General features: G+C 72.0%; 30 protein-coding genes. 21 read left to right on the forward strand and 9 right to left on the reverse strand.

Features of this window, described 5'->3' with window-relative positions:
- Positions 1 to 100: 100 nt before the first annotated feature.
- From alr to ACIO3P_RS16555, 4 genes are all read left to right on the forward strand, one after another.
- On the forward strand, positions 101 to 1339 hold the full coding sequence (alr, locus tag ACIO3P_RS16540; RefSeq protein WP_401854941.1) for an alanine racemase: 1239 nt from the start codon (positions 101 to 103) through the stop codon (positions 1337 to 1339).
- Positions 1336 to 2541 carry an alpha/beta fold hydrolase gene (locus ACIO3P_RS16545; RefSeq protein WP_401792194.1) on the forward strand — a complete coding sequence of 402 codons (1206 nt, stop codon included), beginning with the start codon at positions 1336 to 1338 and terminating at the stop codon, positions 2539 to 2541. The genes alr and ACIO3P_RS16545 overlap by 4 nt, the downstream gene beginning before the upstream one ends.
- Positions 2513 to 3148, forward strand: a complete 636-nt coding sequence (tsaE, locus tag ACIO3P_RS16550) for a tRNA (adenosine(37)-N6)-threonylcarbamoyltransferase complex ATPase subunit type 1 TsaE (RefSeq protein ID WP_401854659.1) — start codon at positions 2513 to 2515, stop codon at positions 3146 to 3148. The genes ACIO3P_RS16545 and tsaE overlap by 29 nt, the downstream gene beginning before the upstream one ends.
- Before the next feature lie 164 nt (positions 3149 to 3312).
- Complete coding sequence (locus tag ACIO3P_RS16555; RefSeq protein ID WP_329828670.1) at positions 3313 to 3546, forward strand: hypothetical protein; 234 nt, start codon at positions 3313 to 3315, stop codon at positions 3544 to 3546.
- Positions 3547 to 3582: 36 nt separating this feature from the next.
- On the opposite strand, the gene ACIO3P_RS16560 is transcribed toward ACIO3P_RS16555, so the two are convergent.
- Positions 3583 to 4143: a hypothetical protein gene (locus ACIO3P_RS16560; protein ID WP_329828671.1), complete on the reverse strand. Its 561-nt coding sequence runs from the start codon at positions 4141 to 4143 to the stop codon at positions 3583 to 3585.
- 103 nt (positions 4144 to 4246) lie between these two features.
- Here ACIO3P_RS16560 and tsaB point away from each other — a divergent pair, with 103 nt between their 5' ends.
- Genes tsaB through ACIO3P_RS16580 form a run of 4 tightly spaced genes read left to right on the forward strand, consistent with a single transcriptional unit; the run spans position 4247 to position 6878 of the window.
- On the forward strand, positions 4247 to 4900 hold the full coding sequence (gene tsaB / locus ACIO3P_RS16565; protein ID WP_329828673.1) for a tRNA (adenosine(37)-N6)-threonylcarbamoyltransferase complex dimerization subunit type 1 TsaB: 654 nt from the start codon (positions 4247 to 4249) through the stop codon (positions 4898 to 4900).
- Between the two features lie 53 nt (positions 4901 to 4953).
- Positions 4954 to 5487 carry a ribosomal protein S18-alanine N-acetyltransferase gene (gene rimI, locus ACIO3P_RS16570; RefSeq protein WP_329829651.1) on the forward strand — a complete coding sequence of 178 codons (534 nt, stop codon included), beginning with the start codon at positions 4954 to 4956 and terminating at the stop codon, positions 5485 to 5487.
- Entirely contained in the window at positions 5480 to 6613 is a 1134-nt protein-coding gene (gene tsaD, locus ACIO3P_RS16575; RefSeq protein WP_401854657.1) for a tRNA (adenosine(37)-N6)-threonylcarbamoyltransferase complex transferase subunit TsaD, read from the forward strand. The genes rimI and tsaD overlap by 8 nt, the downstream gene beginning before the upstream one ends.
- A 7-nt stretch (positions 6614 to 6620) precedes the next feature.
- Positions 6621 to 6878 (forward strand): hypothetical protein, encoded by a 258-nt coding sequence (locus tag ACIO3P_RS16580; protein WP_401854654.1) that lies wholly within the window; start codon positions 6621 to 6623, stop codon positions 6876 to 6878.
- Positions 6879 to 6935: 57 nt separating this feature from the next.
- Here ACIO3P_RS16580 and ACIO3P_RS16585 read toward each other — a convergent pair whose 3' ends face one another.
- On the reverse strand, positions 6936 to 8219 hold the full coding sequence (locus tag ACIO3P_RS16585) for a cytochrome P450 (RefSeq protein WP_401854652.1): 1284 nt from the start codon (positions 8217 to 8219) through the stop codon (positions 6936 to 6938).
- Between the two features lie 114 nt (positions 8220 to 8333).
- Here ACIO3P_RS16585 and ACIO3P_RS16590 point away from each other — a divergent pair, with 114 nt between their 5' ends.
- The gene (locus ACIO3P_RS16590; protein ID WP_329828678.1) at positions 8334 to 8987 is read left to right on the forward strand and encodes a helix-turn-helix domain-containing protein; all 654 of its coding nucleotides are present in this window, start codon (positions 8334 to 8336) and stop codon (positions 8985 to 8987) included.
- A 36-nt stretch (positions 8988 to 9023) separates the two neighbouring features.
- Here ACIO3P_RS16590 and ACIO3P_RS16595 read toward each other — a convergent pair whose 3' ends face one another.
- Positions 9024 to 10490, reverse strand: coding sequence for an RICIN domain-containing protein (locus ACIO3P_RS16595; protein ID WP_329828680.1), 1467 nt, complete (start codon positions 10488 to 10490; stop codon positions 9024 to 9026).
- 265 nt (positions 10491 to 10755) lie between these two features.
- On the opposite strand from ACIO3P_RS16595, the gene ACIO3P_RS16600 reads away from it, so the two are divergent.
- Positions 10756 to 11109, forward strand: coding sequence for a YciI family protein (locus tag ACIO3P_RS16600; RefSeq protein WP_329828681.1), 354 nt, complete (start codon positions 10756 to 10758; stop codon positions 11107 to 11109).
- A gap of 150 nt (positions 11110 to 11259) precedes the next feature.
- Positions 11260 to 12657: an RNA polymerase sigma factor gene (locus ACIO3P_RS16605; protein WP_401854649.1), complete on the forward strand. Its 1398-nt coding sequence runs from the start codon at positions 11260 to 11262 to the stop codon at positions 12655 to 12657.
- Between the two features lie 122 nt (positions 12658 to 12779).
- Here the strand turns inward: ACIO3P_RS16605 and ACIO3P_RS16610 are convergent, their stop codons facing one another.
- Positions 12780 to 13319 (reverse strand): NUDIX domain-containing protein, encoded by a 540-nt coding sequence (locus tag ACIO3P_RS16610; RefSeq protein WP_329828684.1) that lies wholly within the window; start codon positions 13317 to 13319, stop codon positions 12780 to 12782.
- Positions 13320 to 13675: 356 nt separating this feature from the next.
- On the opposite strand from ACIO3P_RS16610, the gene ACIO3P_RS16615 reads away from it, so the two are divergent.
- Entirely contained in the window at positions 13676 to 14530 is an 855-nt protein-coding gene (locus ACIO3P_RS16615; protein ID WP_401854646.1) for a helix-turn-helix transcriptional regulator, read from the forward strand.
- 58 nt (positions 14531 to 14588) lie between these two features.
- A complete protein-coding gene (locus tag ACIO3P_RS16620; RefSeq protein WP_401854643.1) occupies positions 14589 to 15221 on the forward strand; it encodes a hypothetical protein in 633 nt (210 codons plus the stop codon).
- 85 nt (positions 15222 to 15306) lie between these two features.
- Here the strand turns inward: ACIO3P_RS16620 and ACIO3P_RS16625 are convergent, their stop codons facing one another.
- Complete coding sequence (locus ACIO3P_RS16625) at positions 15307 to 15819, reverse strand: DinB family protein (protein ID WP_401854641.1); 513 nt, start codon at positions 15817 to 15819, stop codon at positions 15307 to 15309.
- Between the two features lie 262 nt (positions 15820 to 16081).
- Here ACIO3P_RS16625 and ACIO3P_RS16630 point away from each other — a divergent pair, with 262 nt between their 5' ends.
- Together ACIO3P_RS16630 and ACIO3P_RS16635 are read left to right on the forward strand one after the other, a co-directional pair.
- The gene (locus ACIO3P_RS16630) at positions 16082 to 16726 is read left to right on the forward strand and encodes a hypothetical protein (RefSeq protein WP_329828690.1); all 645 of its coding nucleotides are present in this window, start codon (positions 16082 to 16084) and stop codon (positions 16724 to 16726) included.
- A 71-nt stretch (positions 16727 to 16797) separates the two neighbouring features.
- Positions 16798 to 17175, forward strand: coding sequence for a hypothetical protein (locus ACIO3P_RS16635; protein WP_329828692.1), 378 nt, complete (start codon positions 16798 to 16800; stop codon positions 17173 to 17175).
- A gap of 89 nt (positions 17176 to 17264) precedes the next feature.
- On the opposite strand, the gene ACIO3P_RS16640 is transcribed toward ACIO3P_RS16635, so the two are convergent.
- Positions 17265 to 18611 (reverse strand): SAM-dependent methyltransferase, encoded by a 1347-nt coding sequence (locus ACIO3P_RS16640; protein WP_401854639.1) that lies wholly within the window; start codon positions 18609 to 18611, stop codon positions 17265 to 17267.
- An 83-nt stretch (positions 18612 to 18694) separates the two neighbouring features.
- Between ACIO3P_RS16640 and ACIO3P_RS16645 the strand changes: the two genes are divergently transcribed.
- The 4 genes from ACIO3P_RS16645 to groL all read left to right on the forward strand — a co-directional run bounded on the left by ACIO3P_RS16645 (position 18695) and on the right by groL (position 22451).
- A complete protein-coding gene (locus ACIO3P_RS16645; protein WP_401854637.1) occupies positions 18695 to 19717 on the forward strand; it encodes a polysaccharide deacetylase family protein in 1023 nt (340 codons plus the stop codon).
- Positions 19714 to 20091, forward strand: a complete 378-nt coding sequence (locus ACIO3P_RS16650) for a hypothetical protein (RefSeq protein WP_401854635.1) — start codon at positions 19714 to 19716, stop codon at positions 20089 to 20091. The genes ACIO3P_RS16645 and ACIO3P_RS16650 overlap by 4 nt, the downstream gene beginning before the upstream one ends.
- Before the next feature lie 323 nt (positions 20092 to 20414).
- Entirely contained in the window at positions 20415 to 20723 is a 309-nt protein-coding gene (groES, locus tag ACIO3P_RS16655; RefSeq protein ID WP_023539274.1) for a co-chaperone GroES, read from the forward strand.
- 102 nt (positions 20724 to 20825) lie between these two features.
- Positions 20826 to 22451 (forward strand): chaperonin GroEL, encoded by a 1626-nt coding sequence (groL, locus tag ACIO3P_RS16660; protein ID WP_329828696.1) that lies wholly within the window; start codon positions 20826 to 20828, stop codon positions 22449 to 22451.
- Positions 22452 to 22586: 135 nt separating this feature from the next.
- On the opposite strand, the gene ACIO3P_RS16665 is transcribed toward groL, so the two are convergent.
- Positions 22587 to 23360, reverse strand: coding sequence for an SDR family NAD(P)-dependent oxidoreductase (locus ACIO3P_RS16665; protein ID WP_399290388.1), 774 nt, complete (start codon positions 23358 to 23360; stop codon positions 22587 to 22589).
- 93 nt (positions 23361 to 23453) lie between these two features.
- Positions 23454 to 24128 (reverse strand): MOSC domain-containing protein, encoded by a 675-nt coding sequence (locus ACIO3P_RS16670; RefSeq protein ID WP_401854632.1) that lies wholly within the window; start codon positions 24126 to 24128, stop codon positions 23454 to 23456.
- Between the two features lie 90 nt (positions 24129 to 24218).
- Between ACIO3P_RS16670 and ACIO3P_RS16675 the strand changes: the two genes are divergently transcribed.
- A complete protein-coding gene (locus ACIO3P_RS16675) occupies positions 24219 to 25109 on the forward strand; it encodes a LysR family transcriptional regulator (RefSeq protein ID WP_329829652.1) in 891 nt (296 codons plus the stop codon).
- Positions 25110 to 25189: 80 nt separating this feature from the next.
- On the opposite strand, the gene ACIO3P_RS16680 is transcribed toward ACIO3P_RS16675, so the two are convergent.
- Positions 25190 to 25600, reverse strand: coding sequence for a WhiB family transcriptional regulator (locus ACIO3P_RS16680; protein WP_329828700.1), 411 nt, complete (start codon positions 25598 to 25600; stop codon positions 25190 to 25192).
- A gap of 425 nt (positions 25601 to 26025) precedes the next feature.
- Between ACIO3P_RS16680 and ACIO3P_RS16685 the strand changes: the two genes are divergently transcribed.
- Positions 26026 to 26637 carry a response regulator transcription factor gene (locus ACIO3P_RS16685; protein ID WP_003948568.1) on the forward strand — a complete coding sequence of 204 codons (612 nt, stop codon included), beginning with the start codon at positions 26026 to 26028 and terminating at the stop codon, positions 26635 to 26637.
- Positions 26638 to 26707 lie beyond the last annotated feature (70 nt).

Below are 26707 nucleotides of genomic sequence, written 5' to 3' on the forward strand. Positions count from 1 at the left end.
GGCTCTCGCACGGCTCTCGCACGGCTCTCGCACGGCGCGAACGGCTCGGACGGCGAACCGGGGCACCGGGCCTGAGACACTGGGCGCGATGACCGGAATCATGCAGACCTCGGCGACCCTGCGGGCGCGGGCCGAAGTCGATCTCGCCGCCCTGCGGGGCAATGTGCGCGCGTTGCGCTCCCGGGTGGGGGACGGCGTCGCGGTGATGGCTGTCGTGAAGTCCGACGCGTACGGACACGGCATGCTGCCCGTCGCCCGCGCCGCCCGCGCCGCCGGGGCCACCTGGCTGGGGACCGCCACCCCTCACGAGGCGCTCGCGCTGCGCGCCGCCGGGATCGGCGGACGGGTGATGTGCTGGCTGTGGACGCCCGGCGATCCCTGGCGGGAAGGGATCGAGGCCGATCTCGACATGTCCGTCAGCGGGCTGTGGGCGCTGCGCGAGGTGACCGCCGCCGCGCGCGCGGCCGGGCGGCCCGCGCGGATCCAGCTCAAGGCCGACACCGGGCTCGGCCGCAACGGCTGCCCGCCCGCCGACTGGCCGGAACTCGTCGGCGCCGCCCTCGCCGCGCAGGCCGCCGGCGAGGTCCGGGTCACCGGGCTCTGGTCGCACTTCGCCTGCGCCGACGAGCCCGGACACCCGTCGATCGCCGCCCAGTTGGAGGTCTTCCACGAGGTCGTGACGTACGCCGAGAAGGCCGGCGTCGAGCCCGAGGTGCGGCACATCGCCAACTCGGCCGCCGCGCTCACCGTCCCCGAGTCGTCCTTCGACCTCGTCCGGACGGGCATCGCCCTGTACGGCATCTCGCCCAGCCCGGACCTGGGCACCCCCGAGGACTTCGGGCTGCGCCCCGTCATGACGCTCTCCGCGTCCGTGGCGCTGGTCAAGCGGGTGCCGAAGGGGCACGGCGTCAGTTACGGCCACCACTACGTCACGCCCGAGGAGACCACCCTCGGCCTGATCCCGCTGGGTTACGCGGACGGCATCCCCCGGCACGCCTCCGGTCGCGGCCCCGTGCAGGTCGGCGGGGTGCGGCGGACCGTCGCCGGGCGGGTCGCGATGGACCAGTTCGTCGTCGACCTCGGCGGCGACACGCCCGAACCGGGCGCGACCGCCGTCCTCTTCGGCCCCGGCGACCGGGGCGAGCCGACCGCGGAGGACTGGGCACAGGCCGCGGGGACCATCGCGTACGAGATCGTCACACGCATCGGTTCCCGCGTCCCCCGCGTCTACCTGAACGACAGCGGGCATGCTGATCCGGACGGTCCCACCACCGAGCCGACAGGCACCGAGCCGACAGGGACCGGGCCGACGGGGCCGACGACGGGGGGCGCACCGTGAGCGAGAGCGGCAACTGGCGCAGGGCGACGGGGATCGCGGGCGCCGCCATAGGCGTGATCGCCGCCGGGGCCGCCGCCGGTGTGGCGATCGAGAGGATGACCGTCGGGCGCGGCATCCGCAGGAAGGCGCGGCTCGCGCTGGACGCGGCGGGCCCGTACGGCGCCCTGCGCGGCACCCCGGGCCGGGCCCTCGCGGACGACGGTACGGAGCTGTACTACGAGGTGGACGACGCCACCCCGGGGGAGGAGACCGGGGCGGACGGCGCCGCAGGGCCGCGCCGGCGGCGGCTCTTCGGCCGGAAGGCGCCCGCGCCGGTCACCGTCGTCTTCAGCCACGGCTTCTGCCTCAACCAGGACGTCTGGCACTTCCAGCGCGCCGCGCTGCGCGGCCTCGTCCGTACCGTCCACTGGGACCAGCGCAGCCACGGCCGCTCCGCCCGGGGCGCCGCCCAGCTCGGGCCCGACCCCGTACCGGTCACGATCGACCAGCTCGGCCGCGACCTGAAGGCCGTCATCGACGCCGCGGCGCCCGACGGGCCGCTGGTGCTGGTCGGCCACTCCATGGGCGGCATGACGGTGATGGCGCTCGCCGACCAGTTCCCTGAGCTGATACGGGACCGGGTCGTCGGCGTCGCGTTCATCGGCACGTCGAGCGGAAAGCTCGCCGAGGTCACCTACGGGCTGCCGACCCTGGGCGTGAACGTCGTGCGCAGTGTGCTCCCCGGCGTGCTGCGGGCGCTCGGCTCGCAGGCCGAGCTGGTCGAGCGGGGGCGGCGGGCCACGGCGGAGATCTCCGCGGGGGTGATCAAGCGGTACTCGTTCAGCTCGAAGGACGTGGACCCGGCCGTCGCGCGGTTCGCGGAACGGCTGCTGGAATCCACCCCGATCGATGTCGTCGCGGAGTTCTACCCGGCCTTCACCGAGCACGACAAGGCGACGGCGCTGCCCGCCTTCCTGGAGGTCCCGGCGCTGGTGCTGGCGGGGGAGAACGACCTCGTGACCCCCAGCTCGCACAGCGAGGCCATCGGCGATCTGCTGCCCGACGCGGAGCTGGTGATCGTGCCCGACGGGGGCCACCTGGTGATACTGGAGCACCCGGAGGTCGTCACGGACCGGCTGGCCGACCTGCTGGTACGGGTCGGGGCGGTGCCCGCACCGTCTAACGTGGGGACGCATGGAAGCACCGCACAGCCCGGCGCCTGACGACGTCGCCGCCGCCCCTGCCGACAGTCCTGTCCCACCTGCCACTCCCGCGTCCCCGGACGCCCCCGAGGCCCGTGACGCCCGTGACGCCTCTGTCACGGCCTCTGTCACCCTCACCCTCACCATCGGTTCGCCCGAACGGATGACGGAGCTGGGCCTGCGCCTCGCCGCGCTGCTCCGCCCCGGCGACCTGGTGATGCTCACCGGCGAGCTGGGCGCCGGCAAGACGACCCTGACGCGCGGCCTCGGTGAGGGCCTCGGGGTGCGGGGGGCCGTCACCTCCCCGACCTTCGTGATCGCCCGTGTCCACCCCTCCCTGACCGGCGGGCCCGCGCTGGTCCACGTCGACGCGTACCGGCTCGGCGGCGGTCTCGACGAGATGGAGGACCTGGACCTCGATGTCTCGCTGCCGGACTCCGTGGTGGTCGTGGAGTGGGGCGACGGCAAGGTCGAGGAGCTGTCGGACGACCGGCTGCACGTGGTCATCGACCGGGTCGTGGGCGGGTCCGACCCCGCGCCGGCCGAGGAGGACGACCGGCGCACCGTCACCCTGACCGGCCTCGGCGCCCGGTGGGCGGACGCGGACCTGGCCTCGCTGGCCCCGTAGGAGCCTCACCGGCCCGGTGGACGGTGATTCGGTCAGTCGTTCCGTACATTCCGACAAGACGTCGGCAAAATGTTGCGCGTGCCCTGCCGTGCGTGGTCACATGGTGGGGAGACTTGGTTAGGTCTACCTAACCATGCCTGCCCCCGGAGCCCCAGGAGGCACCCATGCCGGCGCCCGAGCGTGACATCCGTCCGCGGCCCTCGTCGTATCTGACGCGGTCGCTGTCGCCGTCGTCCGTCCCCATGAAAGACCTGCTGGCGTCCTGCGCCGCGGCGGCGGCCGTCTCCACGCCGCCGCGTGCGCCCGAGCCGGACGCGCGGCAGGACACCGGGCTGGAGCTGCTGCGGGAGAGCGGCGAACAGCGGTGCGGCGCCGCGCGGGAGCGCGACGCCGCGTAACAGACGTAAAGCCGGCTGTCGGGAACTACGGGACGGCTACGGGACCACTTCGACCTTCGAGCCGACCGTCGCGAACGTCCACATCGCGTTCCCGTCCCCCACCTTCATCCTGACCCCGCCCGTCTTCAGGGTCGGGTCGGGGCTGGTGAGCGTGCCGTCGACCGCCGCGCTGAACCCGATCGCCACGTTCTCGACGGTCGTGAAGCGCACCACGTGCTCGATCCGTACGCCGTCCGAGCCGGTCACGGAGCCGGACCGCGAGGTCACCGTGTACGAGCCGGGGGGCGGGCTGACCGTGCTCGGCATGACCGCGAACGTCCGGGTCGACCGGCCCTTCTCGTCCACCAGCCACACCCGCCGGTCGGCCAGCGCGTAGACGACCCGTTCCCCCGTGCCCGAGTCGGCCGGTACGGCCATCGGGTCCTTCGGCTTCTGCGCGGGGGCGCCGGAGGAGGAGGGCAAGGAGCTGGGGGCCGCTTTTGTGGGCTTCCCGAGGGTGTCGGGGACGTTCGCCGATGCCTGGAAGGCGAGGAAACCGACCACGGCGACAGCCGCTGCGGTGAGCCCGGCCACGATTCCCGAGCTGCTCCTGGACACCTTGATCCACCTCTCGTACGTATGACTCCGTGGTGACGTTAGCAGCAGCGGGGTGACGGGGCAGGGCGCCGTGCCCCGGCGCCGGGAGCCGTAGGCTGTTTGCGTGCTTCTGCTCGCCGTTGATACCGCCACGCCCGCCGTCACCGTCGCCCTCCACGACGGTTCCTCCGTCCTGGCCGCCGAGCGCCGGACCGACGCCCGCCGCCATGGGGAGCTGCTGCTGCCCGCCGTCGACCGGGTCCTCGCCCGGGCCGGCCGGAAACTCGACGACGTGACGGAGGTGATCGTCGGGGTCGGGCCCGGACCGTACACCGGGCTGCGGGTCGGCCTGGTGACCGCCCTGACCTTCGGCTCGGCCCTCGGCGTCCCGGTGCGCGGGCTCTGCACCCTGGACGGGCTGGCGTACGCGTCCGGACTGACGGAGCCGTTCGTGGTGGCCACGGACGCGCGCCGCAAGGAGGTCTACTGGGCGCGGTACGCGGACGCCCGTACGCGGCTGACCGAGCCCGCGGTGGACCGCCCCGCCGACCTCGCCGAGCAGGTCGCGGACCTGCCCGTGGTGGGCGCCGGGGCGCTGCTCTACCCGGACGTCTTCCCGGACGCGCGGGCCCCCGAGCACCAGTCGGCGGAGGCGCTCGCCGCGCTGGCCGCCGAGAGACTGGCCGCGGGCGGCGAGTTCCTGGCGCCGCTGCCGCTCTACCTGCGGCGGCCCGACGCGCAGGTGCCCAAGAACTACAAGGTGGTCACCCCGAAGTGACCGCCTCCCCGGATTCCGCCACCTCCGCCGCCACCTCCGTCGTCCTGCGGGAGATGCGCTGGTGGGACATCGAGCCGGTACTCGCGCTCGAACGCGAGCTGTTCCCCGAGGACGCCTGGTCACCGGGGATGTTCTGGTCGGAGCTGGCGCACGCGCGCGGCCCGCGGGCGACGCGGCGTTACGTGGTCGCCGAGAGCCGGGGCGGCGGGAAGATCGTCGGGTACGCCGGGCTGGCCGCCGCCGGTGGCCTCGGCGACGTACAGACCATCGCCGCCGCCCGCGACCAGTGGGGCACCGGCCTCGGCTCCCGGCTCCTCACCGACCTCCTCCAGCACGCCACCGCCTTCGAGTGCGAAGAGGTGCTGCTGGAGGTACGGGTGGACAACGCGCGGGCGCAGAAGCTGTACGAGCGGTTCGGCTTCGAGCCGATCGGCTTCCGCCGCGGCTACTACCAGCCGGGCAATGTCGACGCGCTCGTCATGCGCTTCCGCGCCCAGGACGCGGACGAGGCAGACGGAACAGCCGGAACAGACGCAGCAGAGACGGCAGACGGAACAGAGACGGCAGGAACTGAGAACCATGGCTGACGAACCGCTCGTCCTCGGCATCGAGACCTCCTGCGACGAGACAGGCGTCGGCATCGTGCGCGGTACGACGCTGCTCGCCGACGCCATCGCGTCGAGCGTCGACGAGCACGCGCGCTTCGGCGGCGTGGTGCCCGAGGTCGCCTCCCGCGCGCATCTGGAGGCGATGGTTCCGACGATCGGGCGCGCGCTGAAGGAGGCCGGGGTCACCGCACGCGACCTCGACGGGATCGCCGTGACGGCCGGACCGGGGCTCGCCGGCGCGCTGCTGGTCGGTGTCTCGGCGGCCAAGGCGTACGCGTACGCCCTCGGCAAGCCGCTGTACGGCGTCAACCACCTGGCCTCGCACATCTGCGTCGACCAGCTCGAACACGGCCCGCTGCCCGAGCCCACGATGGCGCTGCTGGTCAGCGGCGGCCACTCGTCGCTGCTGCTCGCGCCGGACATCACCAGCGACGTACGGCCGATGGGCGCCACGATCGACGACGCGGCGGGCGAGGCGTTCGACAAGATCGCCCGCGTGCTGCACCTCGGCTTCCCCGGCGGCCCGGTGATCGACCGGCTGGCCCGCGAGGGAGACCCGGCCGCCATAGCGTTCCCGCGCGGGCTGACCGGGCCGCGCGACGCCCCGTACGACTTCTCCTTCTCCGGGCTGAAGACGTCCGTGGCGCGCTGGATCGAGGCGAAGCGGGCGGCGGGCGAGGAGGTGCCCGTACGGGACGTGGCGGCCTCCTTCCAGGAGGCGGTGGTCGACGTACTGACGCGCAAGGCCGTCCGCGCCTGCAAGGACGAGGGCGTCGACCACCTGATGATCGGCGGCGGGGTCGCGGCCAACTCCCGGCTGCGCGCACTCGCGCAGGAGCGGTGCGAGCGCGCGGGTATCCGGCTGCGGGTGCCGCGCCCCGGGCTGTGCACGGACAACGGGGCGATGGTGGCGGCGCTGGGCGCGGAGATGGTGGCGCGGGGGCGGCCGGCGTCGGACTGGGCGCTCTCGGCGGACTCGTCGCTGCCGGTGACGGAGCCGCACGTACCGGCGCCCCCGCACGACCACGACCACGACCACGGCCACGGCCACAGCCACGATCACGACCACGTTCACGAGCTGGCGAAGGACAACCTGTACTCATGAGGCACACATGACGGTCGCGCTGATGTGGGAGGCCAGGGCCGCGTCCGGCCGGGGCGGGGAGCTGCTGGCGTGGGCCGGCGCGTACGAACTGCCGTACGCGCCACAGCGCCGCGAACTGTTCCGGGCCCCGGGGGACCGCGTCCTGGTCATCACCTGGTGGGACGGCGCGTACGACACCGACCTCCCCGAACTCCCCGACCCGGCCCCTGACCTGATCGCCCGGCCGGTCCACCGCTGGCGGTTCGAGGCGCTCGGCGAGGAGTGAGATCCCGCTCGTCCGCGCGCGGACGAGCGGCCGGAGAACAGGCTGCCGGCGGACCCGCTACCAGCGGACCGGCAGCCGGTTCAGGCCGCGGAGCAGGCCGGGGCGCCAGTCGGGGGACGCTGCCTCGTCGTCCAGGGTCAGTGCCGGGAAGCGTTCCAGGAGGGTGCGCAGGGCGATGGCGCCCTCCAGGCGGGCCAGTGGGGCGCCCAGGCAGTGGTGGATGCCGTGGCCGAAGGCGAGGTGGCCGCGGGTGACGGCCGGGTCGCGGTGGATGTCGAAGCGGTCCGGGTCGGGGAAGCGCTCGGGGTCGCGGTTGGCCGCCGCGATGGAGAACATGACGGGCTCGCCCTTGGCGATCCGGGTCCCGCCGAGCGTGACGGGTTCGGCGGTGTGCCGGTACGACGTGGCCTGTACGGGCGGCTCGTACCGCAGCGTCTCCTCGATCGCGCCGTCCAGCAGCGTCCAGTCGGCGCGCAGCGCGGCGAGCTGGTCGGGGTGGCGCAGCAGGTGGTGGACGGCGCTGGAGATCAGGTGCGCGGTGGTCTCGTGCCCGGCGACCAGCAGCACGAAGGCCATGCCGAGCAGTTCCTCGGTGTCGAGGCCCTCGCCGTCCTCCCCGTCGGTGGAGTGGATCACCGCGTGCAGCAGATCGCTCTCCGCGGCCCCGGCCGGGAGCGCGCGCTTCTCCTCGATGAGGCCGAGGAAGTACGCCGTCATCTCCTGGTTGGCCCGCTGCGCGGCGTCCGGGGCGGTCGGATCGACGACCGCCGCCGACCAGGCGCGGAACGGACCCCGGTCGGCGGCCGGGACGCCCAGCAGCTCGCAGATGACCGTGACCGGCAGCGGGAAGCCGTACGCGTCGACGAGATCGGCGCGGCCGTCCCCCTCCATGGCGTCGAGCAGCCCGTCGGCGATCTCCTGCACGCGGGGGCGCAGCGCCCGTACGCGGTGCGCGGTGAACTCCCGGGCCACCAGGCGGCGCAGCCGGGTGTGGTCGGGCGGGTCGACCTGGAGCATGTTGCGGCCGACGGCATGGCCGCCGTCGCTCTTCCAGGAGGAGGAGTGCCGGATGTCGTTGCGCAGCCGCGCGGTGTCGGCGAGGGCGGTGCGGGAGGTGGCGCCGTCGGTGACGAGCCACTGCGGCGCGCCGAGGGGGAGGCTCACGGGGTGGACGCTGCCGGCGGTACGGAGCCGCGCGTAGCGGGGGTACGGGTCGGCGGTGAAGCCGGGCCAGTCGCCCAGGGCGAGGTCCTCGGCGCCGGCGTCCTCGGCGCGTATCCCGTCGCCGGTGGGGGCCGTACGGGTTGTGGGGTTGATGGGGTTGATGGGGTCGGTGGGCATGGTGGGCTCCCGGGTCCGAACCTTAAGCGGGGAGGTCTCCCCACTTATCGGGTTCGACGATAACAGGAAGTGGGGAGTGCTCCACGGTTGGGGCGCCCACGGTACGGTACGGCCGTGAGACAGGACGCGCAGCGCAACCGGGAGCGGGTGATCGCCGCCGCCCGCGCGGTCTACGCCGAGCAGGGCGTCGAGGCCCCGCTCGATGTGATCGCCCGCAGGGCCGATGTCGGCAACGCCACGCTCTACCGGCGCTTCCCCGACCGGGCCGCGCTGATCGAGGCCGTCTTCGGCGAAGGGCTCGCGGCGACCATCGAGGCGGGGGAGCGCGCCCGCGCGGCGGCGGATCCGTGGGCGGGGCTGACGGCCTATGTGGAGCGCACCTTCGAGGGGCTGGCCACGGACCGGGGTGTCACGGACCTGATGACCACGGCCATGCCCGGCGTTCCCACGCTGGAGGCGCTGCACCTCCACAACGCCGGGACGATCGACGCCCTGCTGACGCGGTGCCGCGAGGACGGCACCGTACGCGGGGACCTGTCGGTCGAGGACGTGCTGTTCGCGCTGGCGGCGCTGGGCCGCGCCGTACCGGCGGCGGAGAGCGCCGCGCCCGGATCCTGGCGGCGGCTGCTGGCGCTCTTCCTGGACGGCCTGCGCGCGGAAGGGGCCCGCCCGTTGCCGGGCGAACCCCTTACCGCTGATGAGCTGCGGACGGCGCTGGGCGAGCTGCACGGCCCCGGCCGTACGGGCGGGGGCGCGTCCCGCCCGTAACGTCGCCTCCCGCGCGAGGTGGGTGGCGGTGGGGCCTTATCCGGTCTGCTCCGCCAGCTCCTTGGCGCGCTTCTCCGTGATGAACTTCCAGGCCCCGCCGTCGCCCTCGGTGCACTTCATGACCGCGAGCGGCGCGTCCTTGCCGTAGTCGTCGACAGCAGGGTCGAAGCGCTTCAGCTTCAGGCACATGTTGTCGCTGGCGAAGTTGCGTATCCAGTAGTGGGACAGGGTGTCGTCGCCGTTGGGCTGGAGGTCGAGCCACCAGAGCTGGTTGTCGCTGGTGGTGCCGTCGCAGTGGAACTCGCCGATGTTCGTCCCGGACGCCACGGCCGCGTAATCCCCCATGTCCATGCACAGCTCGTCCTTGACGTTCCTGATCTGGAACAGGCTGGTCCCCTTGGGGCTCTTGTTCTTGTAGCGCACCTCAAGGTTCCACAACTGGTTGTCCTCGTCCGGGGGGTTGCAGAGCGAGTGCTGCACCGCCCCGTTCACCGTGCCCTTGTCCCGGCCGAGGATGTCGGCGCACTTGTCCGTCCGGATGTCCCGTATCTGGACGCGGGTACGCGACGCCGGGTCCTTCTTCTCCTTCTCCTCACCCCCGCCGGAGTCCTTCTCGCCGCCACCGTCCCCGTCGTCCGCCTCCGGCGACGGCTGTGCCGGGGTCTCCGGCGTGGCGGGGGCCTCGGGCAGCTTCGGTGCCGCGGGTTCGGAGGGCTTGATGGACTGGGCGGCGACCGGTGCGGTCTTCTCCTGGGCCAGGCTCCGCACGGCCGGCCTGTAGTTGAACCACATGATCAGCCCGGTGATGGTGAGCACCAGCAGCAGGCTCAGCACCGTCATCAGCCAGTACGGCAGGACGCCGCGCTGCACGTACGTCCCTTCCACCGGTGTGGGCTCCGCGCCCGACCTGCGGATGTCCAGCGTGTACGGCCGGTCCTGCTTCTGCCCCGCCCAGGTGATCTGACGCGGCTTCAGCGTCGCCTTGATGAACGCGGCGCGGCCCGGCTCGATCTGGACGCTGCCGGGCAGGATCTCGTACGAGAGCTGATCGCCGTTGTCGCTGCCGCTGATGGACGCGGTGAGTTTGACGTTGCCGAGGTTGTCGACGGCCAGCTTGGGCCGCCCCCGGAACCGGCCCTTGACGGTCGGCGGCACGAGTTCGGCGTGCAGCTCCGTGAAGGGGGTGATGGTGATGTTGCCCTCGGTCACCGTCGTGGCGTCCGGATGTTCCGTGGGCACGACCTGCACCCCGTACGGATGCGGCCCCGCGGTGGAGTCGGGGGTGCGCGGCGGGGCGAAGGTGACGGCGACGGTACCGGTGGTGCCGGGGTAGAGCCGCAGGGTGGCGGGCTCGACGGTGGCGTACGGCGAGAGGTCGCCGACCGGGACGAAACGGTACTCATCGACGACGTCACCGGTGTTGCGCAGCCGCAGCGTCACGGTCCTGGTCGCGCCCGCGTCCATGGTCGTCGATGCAGGTTCGAGGGAAGTCCATAGGCTCACACTGCCGACCCTAGAGGCGGGCGGGCACGATGAGCAGCGGCTCAGGGGCACGATTGCCGACCGCGAGGGCGACGGGCCTTGCCCGAAGGCGCAGCGCCGCGCCGCGCCCGCACCCGCGGTTGTGCGCGCTCGTGGGTACCCGCGCCCACGGCAGGTCAGAAAGATCTTCGAAAGAATTTCCCGGCGTGTGTCGATCCGGGCGTCTCCCGTTCGACGTAAGAGGTGAGAGGCGGGAAACAGCCCGCTCCCTACCCGAGGAGTCACCATGCCGCGCTATCTCTCCCTGGTCCGTATCGACGAGGCCACCGCACCCGCCGGCGGCCCCAGCCCCGAGCTCCAGCAGCGCATGGGCGCGCTGCTGGAGGAGATCACCAAGGCCGGCGTCATGCTCGACACCGCCGGGCTGACGCCGACCTCCGACGGGGTGCGGGTCCGTCACCACGGCGGGACGACCACCGTCACCGACGGGCCGTTCACCGAGGCCAAGGAGGTCATCGGCGGGTACGCGCTCATGCAGGCGAAGGACAAGGCCGAGGCCGTCGAGTGGGCGCGGCGCTTCGTGGAGGTGCACGAGGACGAGTACGACGTCACCTGCGAGGTCCGGCAGATCGCCGAGTAACCGGCGGGCAGCGCCTCCCGGGGACCCTCCCGCAAGGGTTCGCCGCGCCCCCGTCCGGTGGGTGTGCTCTGATGGGTGCCCGTGAGGGCAGATGGGGCAGACGGACCGGACGGGCGGGCCGGGCGGGACGGGCGGGCCGGCGCGGAGGTCGTGAGCGTCGCGGACCGCGCGGTGGAGGCGGTCTTCAGGATCGAGTCCGCGAAGATCATCGCGGTGGTCGCCCGCATCGTGCGCGACATCGGCATCGCCGAGGAGATCGCGCAGGACGCGCTCGTCGCGGCGCTGGAGCAGTGGCCGGAGTCGGGCGTCCCTGACCGACCGGGGGCCTGGCTCATGGCCACCGCCAGACACCGGGCGATCGACCTCGTACGCCGCCGCGAGACGTACGCCCGCAAGCTCGCCGAGGTCGGCCGCGCCCTGGCGGACGCCCCGGGCCCCGAGACCCCCGAGGCCGCGCTGACCGGCCCCGGCCCGGATTCCGGCCCCGGCGACGGGAGCGACGGGGGCAGCGGGGGCGGGACCGGGGGCAGTGGGGGCGGGGCCGGGGGCAGCGTGGCCGGGGGCGGGATCGGGATCGAGGAGGACATCGACGACGACCTCCTCCGCCTCATCTTCACCGCCTGTCACCCCGTCCTCTCCACAGAGGCCCGTATCGCCCTCACCCTGCGTCTCCTCGGCGGACTCACCACCGCCGAGATCGCCCGCGCCTTCCTCGCCCCGGAGGCGACCGTCGCCCAGCGCATCGTGCGCGCCAAGCGCGGCCTCGCCAAGGCGGGCGTGCCCTTCGAGGTGCCGTACGGCACGGATCGCGCGGCGCGGCTCTCCTCCGTCCTGGAGGTCATCTACCTGGTGTTCAACGAGGGTTACTCGGCCACCGCGGGCGACGACTGGCTGCGCCCCGGCCTCTGCGAGGACGCCCTGCGCCTCGCCCGTGTCCTCGCCGGCCTGATGCCCGACGAGCCCGAGGTGCACGCGCTCGCCGCCCTGCTGGAGCTCCAGGCGTCCCGGGTGCCCGCCCGTACGGGACCGGACGGCGCGCCCGTCCTGCTCGCCGACCAGAACCGGTCCCGCTGGAACCAGCTCCTCGTCCGCCGCGGCTTCGCCGCCCTCACCCACGCGGGCTCCCTCGCCGCGCGTACGGGCGCCGCGCCGGGGCCCTACGCCCTCCAGGCGGCCATCGCCGCGTGCCACGCCCGCGCGGTGGCGTACGAGGAGACCGACTGGTCCGCGATCGCCGTCCTCTACGGCCGGCTCGCCGCGCTCACGCCCTCCCCGGTGGTCGAGCTCAACCGCGCCGTCGCCGTCTCCCTGGCCGAGGGCCCGGCGGCCGGACTCGCGCTGGTGGACGCCCTCGCCGACGACCCGGCGCTGAAGACGTACCACCTGCTCCCCAGCGTCCGGGGCGATCTGCTGGCCAGGCTGGGGCGTACGGACCAGGCGCGGGCCGAGTTCGAACGGGCGGCCGGGCTCACCCGTAACGAACGCGAGCGGGAACTGCTCAGGCGCCGCGCCGTCGAACTCGGGCCCGGGGCGCGGGGAGAGCCGTAACCCAGCAGGGTCCGTAGCCCCGTAGCCCCCGAGCGCCTGTCAGCTCCGCCAGATGGCCAGCGCCAGCGAGGCGCCCAGCGCCAACACGGCGACCACGTAAGCCACTTGCTGCGCGGTCGGGCTCATCTCGACACCGCCAGCCGGTCCCTCAGCCGCGTACGGAGCAGCGGCGGCCCGATCTCGTCCAGCGAGGTCCAGCGCGCCCGGCCCAGCGCGGCCATCGCCGGGACGAGGACGCGCGAGTGCGCCCGGAAGAGATAGCGGAAGCCGTACCGGGTGCGCCGGCCGTCCTCGGGCGCGGCGGGCGAGGCGTCGACCAGGATCGGGCCCTCCTCGCCGGGCGCCGTCCAGACGTTCCGGACGCCCGCGAACTCCTCCAGCACGCGGCTCGCGGTGCGGCTGAGCGACTGGTCCGAGGGGTCGGGGGCGCCCTCGGCGAACCCCCAGGCGTCGCCGTACCGCAGGGCGAGCGCCCGCCCCTGCTCGTCCATCAGGATGGCGCCGGCCCTGACCACCGGGCAGCTCCCGTGGTGCAGGCACAGGCCCTGCCTGGAGTGGTCGAGCAACGCGTCGAACAGGGGCATCGTCGCCGACGTCTCGTCAGGGTGGCCAAGCAGGTAGTGGTTCAACTCCTTGATGATGGCGCTCTCTTCGACAGCCACAGTCAGCTCAACTCCTTGCGCTCTCGTTCCGGGTCCCCGATCAGCATCAGCCCTCGGCCGTCCTCCGCCGTGGAGGAACGGGCTCTCTTCGCTGGAACGGCCGTAGCGAAATCACTGACGGTGACGGACAGATGGGCCTCGGTCGGTGTGACGAGGAGGCCGCGGCGGCCACCGGCGTGTTTGTGATGACGCCATTGTTTCTACCAGTTCACGGCGAATACGTCCCAGTCCGTCCGGGTGCGCGGCGAAATCGATTCTGCTGAGCGGGCAAGATATTCCGCTGTCGCTTCATACTGACGGGTGAATCCGCCCCGAAGGCATCTCTGCGCGGAGAAGTGGCACGTCACGATGGGTGTATGACGCACAGCGACATGCCTACGATGCGCAGCCGGCGGCTCGGCAACGAGTTGAAGCGGCTCCGTCTCGAACGGGCATACAAAGTCCAGGACATCGCCGACAAGCTCCAGTGCGGGCAGCCGAAGATCTCGCAGATCGAGAACGGCAAACGAGGCATAAGGCCGCTCGATCTGACGGTCCTGCTGGAGTTCTACGGAATTGACGACGCCGCGTACATCGCGAGCATCAAACGGCTCGCCAAGGAGATTCACAAAGTCGACTGGTGGAACGGCGAAGGCCCCGTGCTCCACGACTCACTTCGCGATTACCTCACGCTGGAGGCGGACTCCGACCTGGTGCGCGAGTACGACCCGGCGGTGATCCCCGGACTGCTCCAGACCGGCGCGTACATGCGGGAGATGTTCGAAGCGCGCTTTCCCGCCGAGGAGATCACCCCGCTGGTCGAGACGCGGACCAGACGGCAGGAACTCCTCGACCCGCAGCAGGACTTCCGGCTGTGCACGATCATCGAGGCGGCCGTCCTGCACCGCATCAGCGCCTCGCGGGAGGTGGCCGGGGAGCAGCTCGAACACCTGCTGGACATGGGCCGGCGAAGCACCGTCGACCTCCGGATCCTGCCCCTCGACGCGGTGATCCCCGCCGAGCAGTACACGCCGTTCACGCTGTTCTCGCTCCGGGGCGAACCCTCCATCGACGTCACATGGTTGGAGCATGTCACCGGCGGAACGCTGCTGGAGCGGCGGAGCGACGTCGAGGTGTACGCGCGAGTGTGGGACGAGCTCACCGCGGCGGCCCTCTCCCCGACCGCCTCGCGGAAGTACATCCGGGACCTGCTCCGGCGCAAGGGACGGTGATTCCGGCGGGTTCGACGCGGCCGCCGGCGCCCGGGGCCCGGTCGGTAGCCTCGTGCACATGTCACGCCGCACGCCTCTCCCGCCGCCCCCGCCCCCCGCGCACCTGCGCTCCTGGCCCGACCGGGCGGCCCTGCTCGCGGACCGGGCCGGGGTGCTCGCGTATCTCGGCGGACGCAGCCTCGGACCGGCCGCGCTGGTGGCCTTCTGGGCGCTGGTGCTGGGGGTGCAGTTCGGATGGGGCCTGGTCGGCGGGGTGCTGGTCTCGTTCGCGAACGGGAGCGACGACCCGATCAGCGCCATGATCGCCATGCCCGTCCTGGCGGTCGGGCTGGGCGCGTTGATCACGGCGGGGGTCTTCCTCGGACTGTCGGTCCGCAAGGAGCGCACGATGCGCGGGCTGATGACCCAGTGGGCGGCGCTGGACAGCGACCCGGAGGGCGACGCGCGCCTGCGGATGGCGGGGCGCAGCCTGAGCTGGCTGCTGACGTCGTTCGCGGCGGGCGCCACGGGGCTGTGGATCGCGTTCGTCGTCCCGGCCACGGCCGAGCGCGGCGAGGACACGTACATGGAGGTCGCGTACGCGATGGGCGCGGGCACCGTCCTGTGGATCGCCGGGCTGATCGGGGTGGCGCGGGCGGTGGGGCACTACCGCTGGGCGGTCCGGCTGGTCGTACCGGCGGCGGCCCGCTGAGCCCCCTGCGGCGCTCGTGTCCGGGCACGGCGGGCCACACCCCGTACCGAGGTCCGAGCTCAGACGCCCACCGCGAGGTCCGAGGTCAGACGCCCACCGAGCCGTCGATGGCCTCGCGGAGGAGATCGGCGTGGCCGTTGTGGCGGGCGTACTCGTGGATGAGGTGCAGCATCACCATCCGCAGCGACACCTCCTGCTCCGCGCGCGGCGCGTAGACCGCGACGTCCAGCGACTCGGCCGCCGCCTCGATCCGGCGGGCGTGCTCCACCTCCGTACGCCAGGCGGCGAACGCCTCCTCGCGGGTGGCCGTACGCGCGTCGTACGCCACCTGGAAGTCGCCCTCGGCCGACCAGACGAGCGGGACGTCCTCCTCGTTGATCACACGGCGGAACCAGGCGCGTTCCACCTCCGCCATGTGCCGGACCAGACCGAGCAGGGAGAGCGTGGAGGGCGGCGTCGAACAGCGGCGCAGCTCCTCGTCGGAGAGGCCGTCCGTCTTCAGGACGAGGGTCGCGCGGTGGAAGTCGAGATAGCCGCGCAGCATCTCGCGCTCGCCGGCGGTGGCGGGCGGGACGGTGCGTTCGGTGGCTGAGGTCATGGCGGCTCCCGTCGCGGTCACGGACAGAGGGACGTGGGGACGTGCGGAGGTACGGAGGTACGGACGTACGGACTTGAGCTCGTACGGAGTTGAGCCGGTACGGGACGTACGGGCTCACGCAGGCGGAGAGGCCGACGCTACCGCCGTACGCCCCGGCCCGCACCGGACTTAAGAGCGCCACGACGCCTGTGACCACAGGGCATCCCGGCCGAACCGGCTCCCGGACGGAGCGCCCCCACACCGCCCCGCTACCCTCTGCCGCATGATCCCCCGCCGCCCCCTGCCGCCACCCCCGCCGTCCGAGGAACTGCGCGCCTGGCCCGACGAAGCGGCACGCCTCGCCGACCGGTCCATGGCCCTGGCGGAGCTGAGCAGACGCGGTCTGGGGATCGCGCGGCTGTTGCTGCTGTGGCTGCTGGGGGCGGTCGCCGTGCTGGGCTGGGCGTCGGTCGGGCTGGCCATCCAGAGCTTCGGCGAGGGCGGCTTCGACCCCGTGGGCGGAATCGTGGCCCTGGTCCTCGCGGCGATCCTGCTGGTGCCCGCGGCGATCGCCCTCGGATTCTGGCTGCGGAAGGGCCGCGTCATACGGCTGCGGCTGGAGGAGTGGGCGGACCTCGACCCCGCGCCCGTGGGCGAGGCGCAGTCCCTGTCGCACCGCAGGTCGGTGCTGTGGCTCCTGCCGTCGGTGGCGCTCTGTCTGGCGGGGGTGGGCCTGGTGGGGATCGCCCTGGCCGAGGCGTCGGAGAGGACGTCGAAGGTGAGCGGCACGACGTACCAGGTCGGGCTCGGGGGCACGGTCCTGCTCATTGGAATTCTCGGCCTCACTCAGGCGCTCGCGCAGCGCCGCTGGTCAGCGCAGTTCCACCAGCCGGTCCCGGCCCGCAGGGGCGGCGGCTCGCATCGCTGAGGCGGTTCCTACGCCGACGGTCCTATCCTGAGGAGGGAACGCATGCGCCATTCAGGGGTAAGGGGCGGCGGATGGACTGGCTTTGGTGGATTTTCGTCTTCTTCATCGTGGGCGGGTTCGGCTGGGTGGCCGATACAGGCCGGACCGCGCTCAAGACCCGGCACGAACGAAAAATCGAACGCTTCAAGCTGGCGGAGGGCGAGCGCCAGGCCGAGCGCCAGGCGCTGGAAGAGGCCCAGAAGCTCCCGGAGCCCGTCTGCGGCTGCTCACACCATCTGGCGAAACATGACCGCCAGGGCAAGTGCCACGAGGACGTCGAGGTCCCGACGGAGTGGGACGAGAACAAGAAGCCGCTGCGGTACGAACTCAGACAGTGCAACTGCCAGCAGTACGTCGGCCCCCAGCCGCTCTCCCAGATCTACGCGGACGAACTGACGGACCTCGGCTGACGGGCGCGGGCCGCGGAACGAGACCGCGAGCACGGCGACACAGGGCAACGCAACAGGGCAACGTCCTGGAGCGTCACCGCGATGGGGGCTTAAGCGGAGACCGGGTGGCCCAGGAGCATCGTCGGAGCGCCGGACACGCGGGTCAGGAAGACCGTCGTGGCGTGCGGGCCCTTGAGTTTGAGGCGGCGGCGCAGTTCTTCCGGTTCCACTGCCGAGCCGCGCTTCTTCACCGTCAGGACGCCGACCTCGCGGGCGCGCAGCAGCGCCTTGAGCTTCTTGAGGTTGAAGGGGAGTTCGTCGGTGATCTCGTAGGCGGTGGCGTACGGGGTGGGGCGTGGTTCGTCGGCGGTGATGTACGCGATCGTCTCGTCGATCAGGCCCCCGTCCAGCTCCTCGGCGACCTCGGCGACGAGGTGCGCGCGGATGACGGCGCCGTCCGGTTCGTACAGGAAACGGCCGACCGCGCGGACGGGCGGGTCGGGCAGGCCGCGTCCCGCGAGGGTGGTGGGGGAGGCTGGGGTGGTGCGTGGGGAGAGGAGGGTGGCGCGGCGGGTGCCGGGAGTGACCGGGGCGACGGATGTTGCGGTGGGTGCCGTCGGTGCTGCTGGTGCCGTCGGTGCTGCCGGTGCCGTCGGGGCTGCCGGCGCTGTCGGGGCTCGGTCGCCCGCGTACCAGAGCACCGCCTCCTTCACATCGCCGCCGTCCGAGATCCACTCCGCCTCGAAGTCGTCCGGGACCAACTCGTGCGGGATGCCTGGCGCGATCTTGATCGCGCCCGCGCCCACCCGCCGTACCGCCTCGACCGCCCAGGACAGCGGCGGCGAGTACGCCTCCGGGTCGAAGATCCTGCCCCGGCCGCCGCGCCGTGCCGGGTCGATGAAGAGGGTTCCGGCCGCGGTCAGGTCGTACTCCAGGACGTCCGCGCGGGTCACGGTCACCGGCGGTCCGCCGGGGGCCAGGGTGGTCACGTTCGTACGGGCCATCTCGCAGGTCACCGGGTCGAGATCGACGGCACGGACGGCGAAGCCCGCGCGCGCCAGCTCGATCGCGTCGCCGCCGATGCCGCAGCAGAGGTCCGTGATCCGGGGCGCGTCGTCCCCGTTCCCCGGTGCCGCGAGGGTACGGAACCTGGCCGCCCGGTAGGCGGCGACGGAGCCGCGCGTGGCCTGTTCGACGCCGTTGGGCGTGAAGTACATGCGGTACGCGTCCGCCGCGCCGAACTTGGCCACCGCGCGCTGGCGCAGCCGCGCCTGGGCCAGCGCCGCCGAGACCAGCTCGGCCGGGTGGTCGCGGCGCAGCCGGGTCGCGAGGGCGAGTTCCCCTGCGGGGTCGTGGTCGCGCAGCTCGGCGAGGAGGGCCTGGCCCTCGGGGGAGAGCAGGGGCGCGAGCGGCGAGGCGGTGGCGGGGGAGGGGGCGCGGTCGGTCATCCGGTCCATTGTGGGCCAGGCGGGGGGTTGGTGTGCGTCGGGCGGCGCTGTCGGCCGGGCGGAGGCGCCGCGCGCTGACAGGATGCGGCGCCATGCAGCTAGTAAGACAAAAGGAACAAAAGGAAGTAGTTGGGGCGCGAGTTGCCACGGGGGCGCCCCGGAACACCGGGTCCCGGCGCGGAAGACGGTGCGCCGCAGCCCTGGCGACGCTGCTCGTCGCCGCGGTCGGCTCGGGCTGCGCCTCCGGGGCCGGTGAGCCGGGAGCCACGGCGGCGCACGGCCGGCCCGGCGACCACGGCGAGCACGGCAAGGCGGCGCCCGGCGCGCCCGACGGTCAGCGGGAGGGCGGCGCGGGGACGCTCTCGTATGCCGAGCAGACGCGCCGTACGCAGGCCGCGCGCGCCGTCGCGGCGAAGAAGTGGGGGCTCGCCAGTACGCCCCTGGCCGCGCCCCCCGCGCCCGCCGTCAAGCCGGAGATCACCAACCGGAAGGGCTTCGAGATCGAGGACGAGGAGGAGGGCGAGAACCTGCCCCCCGTCTTCACCACGGTCCCGGTCAAGGACCGGGTCGTCTTCCTGACGATGGACGACGGTTCGGAGAAGGACCCCGACCTGCTGCGGATGATGACCGAGCTGAAGATCCCGTACACCGCCTTCCTCAGCGACTACGTCATCAACGACAACTACGGGTACTTCAAGCAGATGCAGGACCGTGGGGTCACCATCCAGAACCACACGCTCAACCACCCCTACCTGCCCGGACTCTCCTACGAGGAGCAGCGTACCGAGATCTGCGACCAGCAGGACAAGCTGGAGAAGCGGTACGGAAAGCGCCCCACGCTCTTCCGGCCGCCGTACGGCAACTACAACCACGACACGCTGCGTGCCGCCAAGAGCTGCGGTGCGCGGGCCGTACCGCTCTGGACCGCCGAGGCGTACCCCGACCACATGGAGTGGCGCGAGTGGGACCGGGACCTGCACCCCGGCGACATCGTGCTCACGCACTTCCGTGGCCGCGAGGACTGGAAGGGCACCATGCCCGACATGATCCGGCACGCGATGAAGGTGATCACGGACAAGGGGTACGCCGTGGCCAGGCTGGAGGACTACGTATGAGACCCGGGCACCGGCTGCTGGCCGGAGTGCTGGCGGCCGGTGCGCTCCTCACCGCCGGCTGTGCGCAGTCGGTGGACCCCATCGAACGGCTCGGGCGCAAGGCGGCGCAGCGGGTCGGCCCGGGGGTCCGGGAGGCGCCGGGGGCGCCGGAGCCGGTCTCGCGCGCCGTTGTCGTACGCCGTGACTGCGGGCGCCCCGCGCCGCCGGGACGGACGGGGGCGCGGACGGCGAAGTGCCGGGGTGCGGCGCGGCTGGCCCGCGCGGCGGACTCGGGGGCGGCCCCGGGGGCGGTCCACGGCGTGGCTCACGGAGCGGCTCACGAGGCGGCTCATGGGGCGTCGGCCCGGGAGGCGCTCCGTACCGATACCGACTGACCCGTGAACGCCGCGTCGTACGTGCTGTGTCGTACGAGCCGTGTCGTACGCGCCGCGTCGTACGTGCTGTCCAGGTCCGTACCCGCGTGCGGAACCATGCCCCTTCTGCTCGCGTTTCCCTGTCGTGAGGGCGCGCCGCGAGCATCCGTATTGGCACTCCGCTTGACCGAGTGCTAATCGCGGCCATAGTGTCAGGTCTGGCACTCCCCACTGGAGAGTGCCAAAGCGCGACTGACGGATCCGGCACCCGCGACGACGGGTCCATCTGGTCGCCACCCTCAGACAGTTAACCCCGTGAGATCTCCGAAGGGGGAGGTCGGATCGTGACGACCGCCAGCACCAAGGTTGCCATCAAGCCGCTCGAGGACCGCATTGTGGTCCAGCCGCTCGACGCCGAGCAGACCACGGCCTCTGGCCTGGTTATCCCGGACACCGCCAAGGAGAAGCCCCAGGAGGGCGTCGTCCTGGCTGTGGGCCCGGGCCGTTTCGAGAACGGCGAGCGGCTTCCGCTCGACGTTTCCGTCGGCGATGTCGTTCTGTACAGCAAGTACGGCGGCACCGAGGTGAAGTACAGCGGCGAGGAGTACCTCGTCCTCTCGGCTCGCGACGTGCTCGCGATCATCGAGAAGTAACTCACCCAAGATTTACTTTTGCTTTTGAGCTGCGCCCCTGGCCCCCCTGCGAATGCCGGGTGGACAGGGGCGCAGCTCATTTGAGAGGACAGAGAAGCTCCCATGGCGAAGATCCTGAAGTTCGACGAGGACGCCCGTCGCGCCCTTGAGCGCGGCGTCAACAAGCTTGCCGACACGGTGAAGGTGACGATCGGCCCCAAGGGCCGCAACGTCGTCATCGACAAGAAGTTCGGCGCCCCCACCATCACCAACGACGGTGTCACGATCGCTCGCGAGGTCGAGCTCGACGACCCGTACGAGAACCTGGGTGCCCAGCTCGTGAAGGAGGTGGCGACCAAGACCAACGACATCGCGGGTGACGGCACCACCACCGCCACCGTGCTGGCCCAGGCGCTGGTCCGCGAGGGCCTGCGCAACGTCGCCGCGGGCGCTTCCCCGGCCTCCCTGAAGAAGGGCATCGACGCCGCGGTCAAGGCCGTCTCCGACGAGCTGCTCGCGACCGCCCGCCCGATCGACGACAAGTCCGACATCGCCGCCGTCGCCGCGCTCTCCGCGCAGGACGAGCAGGTCGGCGAGCTCATCGCCGAGGCGATGGACAAGGTCGGCAAGGACGGTGTCATCACCGTCGAGGAGTCCAACACCTTCGGCCTGGAGCTGGACTTCACCGAGGGCATGGCCTTCGACAAGGGCTACCTGTCCCCCTACATGGTGACCGACCAGGAGCGTATGGAGGCCGTCCTCGACGACCCGTACATCCTGATCCACCAGGGCAAGATCGGCTCGATCCAGGACCTGCTCCCGCTGCTGGAGAAGGTCATCCAGGGCGGCAGCTCCAAGCCGCTGCTGATCATCGCCGAGGATGTCGAGGGCGAGGCGCTCTCCACCCTCGTCGTCAACAAGATCCGCGGCACGTTCAACGCGGTCGCGGTCAAGGCCCCCGGCTTCGGTGACCGCCGCAAGGCCATGCTCGGCGACATCGCCACCCTCACCGGTGCGACCGTCATCGCCGAGGAGGTCGGCCTCAAGCTCGACCAGGCCGGTCTGGACGTGCTGGGCTCCGCCCGCCGCGTGACCGTCACCAAGGACGACACGACCATCGTCGACGGTGCGGGTGCCGCCGACGAGATCACCGGCCGTGTCAACCAGATCAAGGCCGAGATCGAGTCCACGGACTCCGACTGGGACCGCGAGAAGCTCCAGGAGCGCCTCGCGAAGCTGGCCGGCGGCGTGTGCGTGATCCGCGTCGGCGCCGCCACCGAGGTGGAGCTGAAGGAGAAGAAGCACCGTCTGGAGGACGCCATCTCCGCGACCCGCGCCGCGGTCGAGGAGGGCATCGTCTCCGGTGGTGGCTCCGCTCTGGTGCACGCCGCCAAGGTGCTGGAGGGCAACCTCGGCAAGGAGGGCGACGAGGCCACCGGTGTCGCGGTCGTCCGCCGCGCCGTCGTCGAGCCGCTGCGCTGGATCGCCGAGAACGCCGGTCTTGAGGGCTACGTCATCACCTCGAAGGTGGCGGAGCTGGACAAGGGCCACGGCTTCAACGCCTCCACCGGCGAGTACGTCGACCTGGTGAAGGCCGGCGTCATCGACCCGGTCAAGGTCACGCGCTCCGCCCTGGAGAACGCCGCTTCCATCGCCGCGCTGCTGCTCACGACCGAGACCCTGGTCGTCGAGAAGCCGGCCGAGGAAGAGGCCGACGCCGGCCACGGCGGCCACGGCCACAGCCACTGAGGTTCGCGTCGCGGTCGGCCGAACCGCCGCCGCTTCCGCGCGAGAAGCAGCCGGGCCCGGTACCCCTGGAGGGGTGCCGGGCCTCGCTGTCGCCGCGGTGTCGCTTCGTGTTTCGGTGTGCTTCGGTGCCGCGCGTTACTGCGGGCCGTACTTGCGCCCCGTCTTCGAGGTGACCCCGCCGAGCAGCCCGCGCGGGGCCAGTTTGACCATGCCCATCAGCGCCTTGTACCGCGGATCCGGTACGGACACGGTCTTCCCGCGCGCCAGATCCGCCAGCGCGGCCGTCACCAGCTTGTCCGCGTCCAGCCACATCCACCCCGGGATGTTGTCCGTGCCCATCCCGGCCCGGTCATGGAACTCGGTCCGTACGAAACCGGGGCACAGCGCCATCAGCCGTACCCCCGTCCCCGTCAGATCCCGCGCCACGCCCTGGGTGAACTGCACGACCCACGCCTTCGACGCGCCGTACGTCCCGCGCGGCACGAACGCGGCGACCGACGACACATTGACGACCCCGCCCCGCCCGCGCGTCTTCATGCCGCTGACCCCGGCCGACGTCAGCCGCAGCACCGCCTCGCAGTGCACCTTCAGCATCGTCAGCTCGTCGGCCATCGAGACGTCGAGGAAACGGCCCTTGTTCCCGAAGCCCGCGTTGTTGACCAGCAGATCCACCGCGTGTCTGCGGTCAGAGAGCCGCTTCTCCACTGCCTCGATCCCGGCGTCCGTGGACAGGTCGGCGGTCAGCACCTCGGCCTCGATGCCGTGCAGGTCGTGCAGTTCGGTGGCCTGGTCACGCAGGCGCTCGGTGTCGCGGGCCACGAGCACGAGATTGTGCCCGTCCGCCGCCAGCCGCCGCGCGAAGGCGGCGCCGATGCCCGCCGTCGAGCCCGTAATCAGAGCAGTCGTCATACGCGCACGGTAGTGCCTGCGCCGCGGTGGCCCGGGCCCTGTCCAGATCCGGCCGCCCCACCCCGGCCCGCCCCGGCCGGACGACGATCGGACCTACCCGCGCCCGCCGTGCTTCTCCACATACTCCCGCGCGGTTCTCAACTCCTCCCCGTGCAGCGCCTCCCCGGCCGCGAGGATGCGCGGCAGCAGCTCACGCTCCGTCGTGACCGCCCGGAACGCCAGGCTCACCGTCACCTCGTGGTCCGGTCGGTGGACCACCTCGATCGGGTCACCCGCGCGGATCTCGCCCGGAGTGATGACCCGCAGATAGGCGCCCGTCACCGCCTCCCGCGTGAACCGCCTGACCCAGCCCTTCTCGCCCAGCCAGGACTGGAACGTACGGCACGGAATCCGCCCGCTCGTCGTCTCCAGCACCACCTCGGAACCGATCCGCCAGCGCTCCCCGATCCGCGCGCCCGTGATGTCGAGGCCGGACGTCGTCAGATTCTCGCCGAAGGTGCCGTTGGGGATCGGCCGCCCCAACTCGCGCTCCCAGAAGTCGAGATCCTCCCGCGCGAACGCGTACACCGCCTGGTCGCTGCCGCCGTGATGACGCAGATCGCCGACCGTGTCCCCGGAGAGCCCGCTCGCGCCTTCCCCCTTGGGACCCGGGTCGGCCACCCGGACGGGACCCTCGGTCGGGCGCTTGTCGATCCCCGTGGCACCGCCGGGCGCGTCCGTGTACTCCACGGCCTTCGGCCGCCCCACATTCACGGTCAGAAGCTTCATGCCCCACACGCTAACCACCCCCCACTCAAGCGATCCACTCAATTCTGATCGATACCCCCAAGGATCACTTATATTCGTGACATGCGAGGAATGATCGAGGCCCGCCATCTCCGCGTGCTGCGCGCCGTGGCCGCCACCGGCTCCTTCTCGGCCGCCGCGCGCGAGCTGGGGTGTACGCAGCCGGCCGTCAGCCAGCAGATGAAGGCGCTCGAATCCTCCGCGCGGACGCCGCTGATCGTCCGGACGGGGCGCGAGACGCGGTTGACCCAGGCGGGTGAAGCGCTCGTACGGCACGCGACCGGGATCCTCGCCGGGCTCACCGCCGCGGAGGAGGAGATGGCCGCCATCGCCGGGCTGCGCGCGGGCCGGGTCCGGCTGGTCTCCTTCCCGAGCGGCAGCTCCACCCTCGTCCCCACCGCGCTGGCGGCCCTGCGCGCCGCCCACCCCGGCACCCGTGTCTCGCTCGTCGAGGCGGAGCCGCCCAGCTCGGCGGCGATGCTGCGGGACGGCGACTGCGATGTGGCGCTGGCGTTCCGGTACGGCGGTTCGGCCGCGGAGTGGGACGACCTGGTCGTCCGGCCGTTGCTGAGGGACCGGCTCGTGGGCCTCGTCCCCGAGGACCACCGGCTCGCGGACTCGGACCGGGCCGCGCTCGGTGAGTTCGCCGGCGAGTCGTGGATCGCGGGGTGCCCGCGCTGCCGTACCCAACTCGTCGACGCCTGCGGAGCGGCGGGGTTCGCGCCCCGGATCGACTTCGCGACCGACGACTATCCGGCCGTGGTCGGGCTGGTCGCTGCGGGGCTCGGGGTGGCGATGCTGCCGGAGCTGGCGATGGAGTCGGTCCGTACCGAAGGCGTGCGGGCACTGACGGTCGAGCCGTCCGTGGAACGGGAGATCGTCGCGCTCACGCTGCCGGACCTGGCGCAGGTCCCGGCCGTCGCGGCCATGCTGGACCAGCTCGCCCTCGCCGCCTCACGCTGAATCGCGGGCGCGCGGGAATCCGCCTCCGCAGAGGTGCGGGAGGCGTGCAGAAACGTTTCTTCCTTAGGGGGAGGCCGTGTTCACTCCACCCGGTGATGGTGATGCTCCCCGGGCCCCGGGCCCCCGCCCGGACCCGACCCGGCCGCGGAAGCCGATGTCGATGCGGGCGACGACGTGGGGGACGGCGCGGAGGCGTGCGCCGTGATCAGCCGGGTGCGCGCCCGCCCCATCAGCTCCTCACGCTCGTCCTCGGTCAGCCCGCCCCACACGCCGTACGGCTCCCGTACCGCCAGTGCGTGCGCCGCGCACTCCGCGCGGACCGGGCACCGCATGCACACCTCTTTCGCCGAGTTCTCACGCGCGCTTCGTGCCGCGCCCCTTTCCCCCTCCGGGTGGAAGAAGAGCGAACTGTCCACACCACGACAAGCCGCGAGGAGCTGCCAGTCCCACAGATCTGCGTTCGGTCCGGGAAGGCGGGAGAAATCTGCCATTGCTCATGTCCCCTTGAAACCGTGCTGAGGCGGATACGGGCCGCTTGGACGCCGGGTACGAGCCCGGCGCGTACCCGCGCCGGTGCTCCCGACCGTACATCTACTATGTAAGTAGATGTAAATATGACTCATTGCGAATCTAGCCACAGACACCAGCAAAAGTGAAGAAAAGCCGCTAAATGGGGCATAGCTCTGACCGGACACCGGAAGACTTCCCGTCGCTCTCCTCCGTGTGCGACCACTTACGGGGAGTGCCGAACTCGGTCGTCGGACCCGTAACTCTTTCGAGTGACCGTCGTTGAATGTGCGAGGCGATTGAGAGAATGAGCGATCGGGCACATGTCCGAGAGCGTCAATCGCACAGGTGACGATATGTACCCAGCCTGGAGGCTCAAGGTGACGCGCACTAGCTGCGGAGGACGGTCATGACATCCGTCCTCGTCTGCGACGACTCCCCGCTTGCCCGAGAGGCGCTTCGCCGCGCGGTCGCGACCGTGCCCGGTGTCGAGCGCGTGACGACCGCGGCCAACGGCGAGGAAGTCCTCCGCCGCTGGGGTGCCGATCGGTCGGATCTCATTCTGATGGACGTACGGATGCCCGGGCTCGGGGGGGTCGAGACCGTCCGCCGACTGCTCTCGGCCGACCCCGGCGCCCGGATCATCATGCTCACGGTCGCGGAGGATCTGGACGGGGTCGCGCTCGCGGTCGCCGCCGGGGCCCGCGGCTATCTGCACAAGGACGCCTCGCGCGCCGAACTGCGCGCGACGGTCACGCAGGCGCTCGCCGACCCGACCTGGCGGCTCGCCCCGCGCCGGCTCAGGTCGGCCGAGATGGGCGCCGCGCCGACGCTCACGGCACGCGAGATCCAGGTGCTCGAAGGCATGAGCCACGGCCGCTCCAACGCCGAGATCGGCCGTGAGCTGTTCCTTTCGGAGGACACGGTCAAGACGCACGCCCGGCGGCTCTTCAAGAAACTCGGCGCCTCCGACCGGGCGCACGCGGTGGCGCTCGGCTTCCGCTGGGGCCTGGTCCGCTGACGTACGACCGGCCCCGATCACTCGCCCGCCGGCGGTCTCCGACGGCGGGCGAGCCGGTGCTCCGGCGCGA

Source organism: Streptomyces sp. NPDC087310 (assembly GCF_044744405.1).
Lineage (GTDB): Bacteria > Actinomycetota > Actinomycetes > Streptomycetales > Streptomycetaceae > Streptomyces.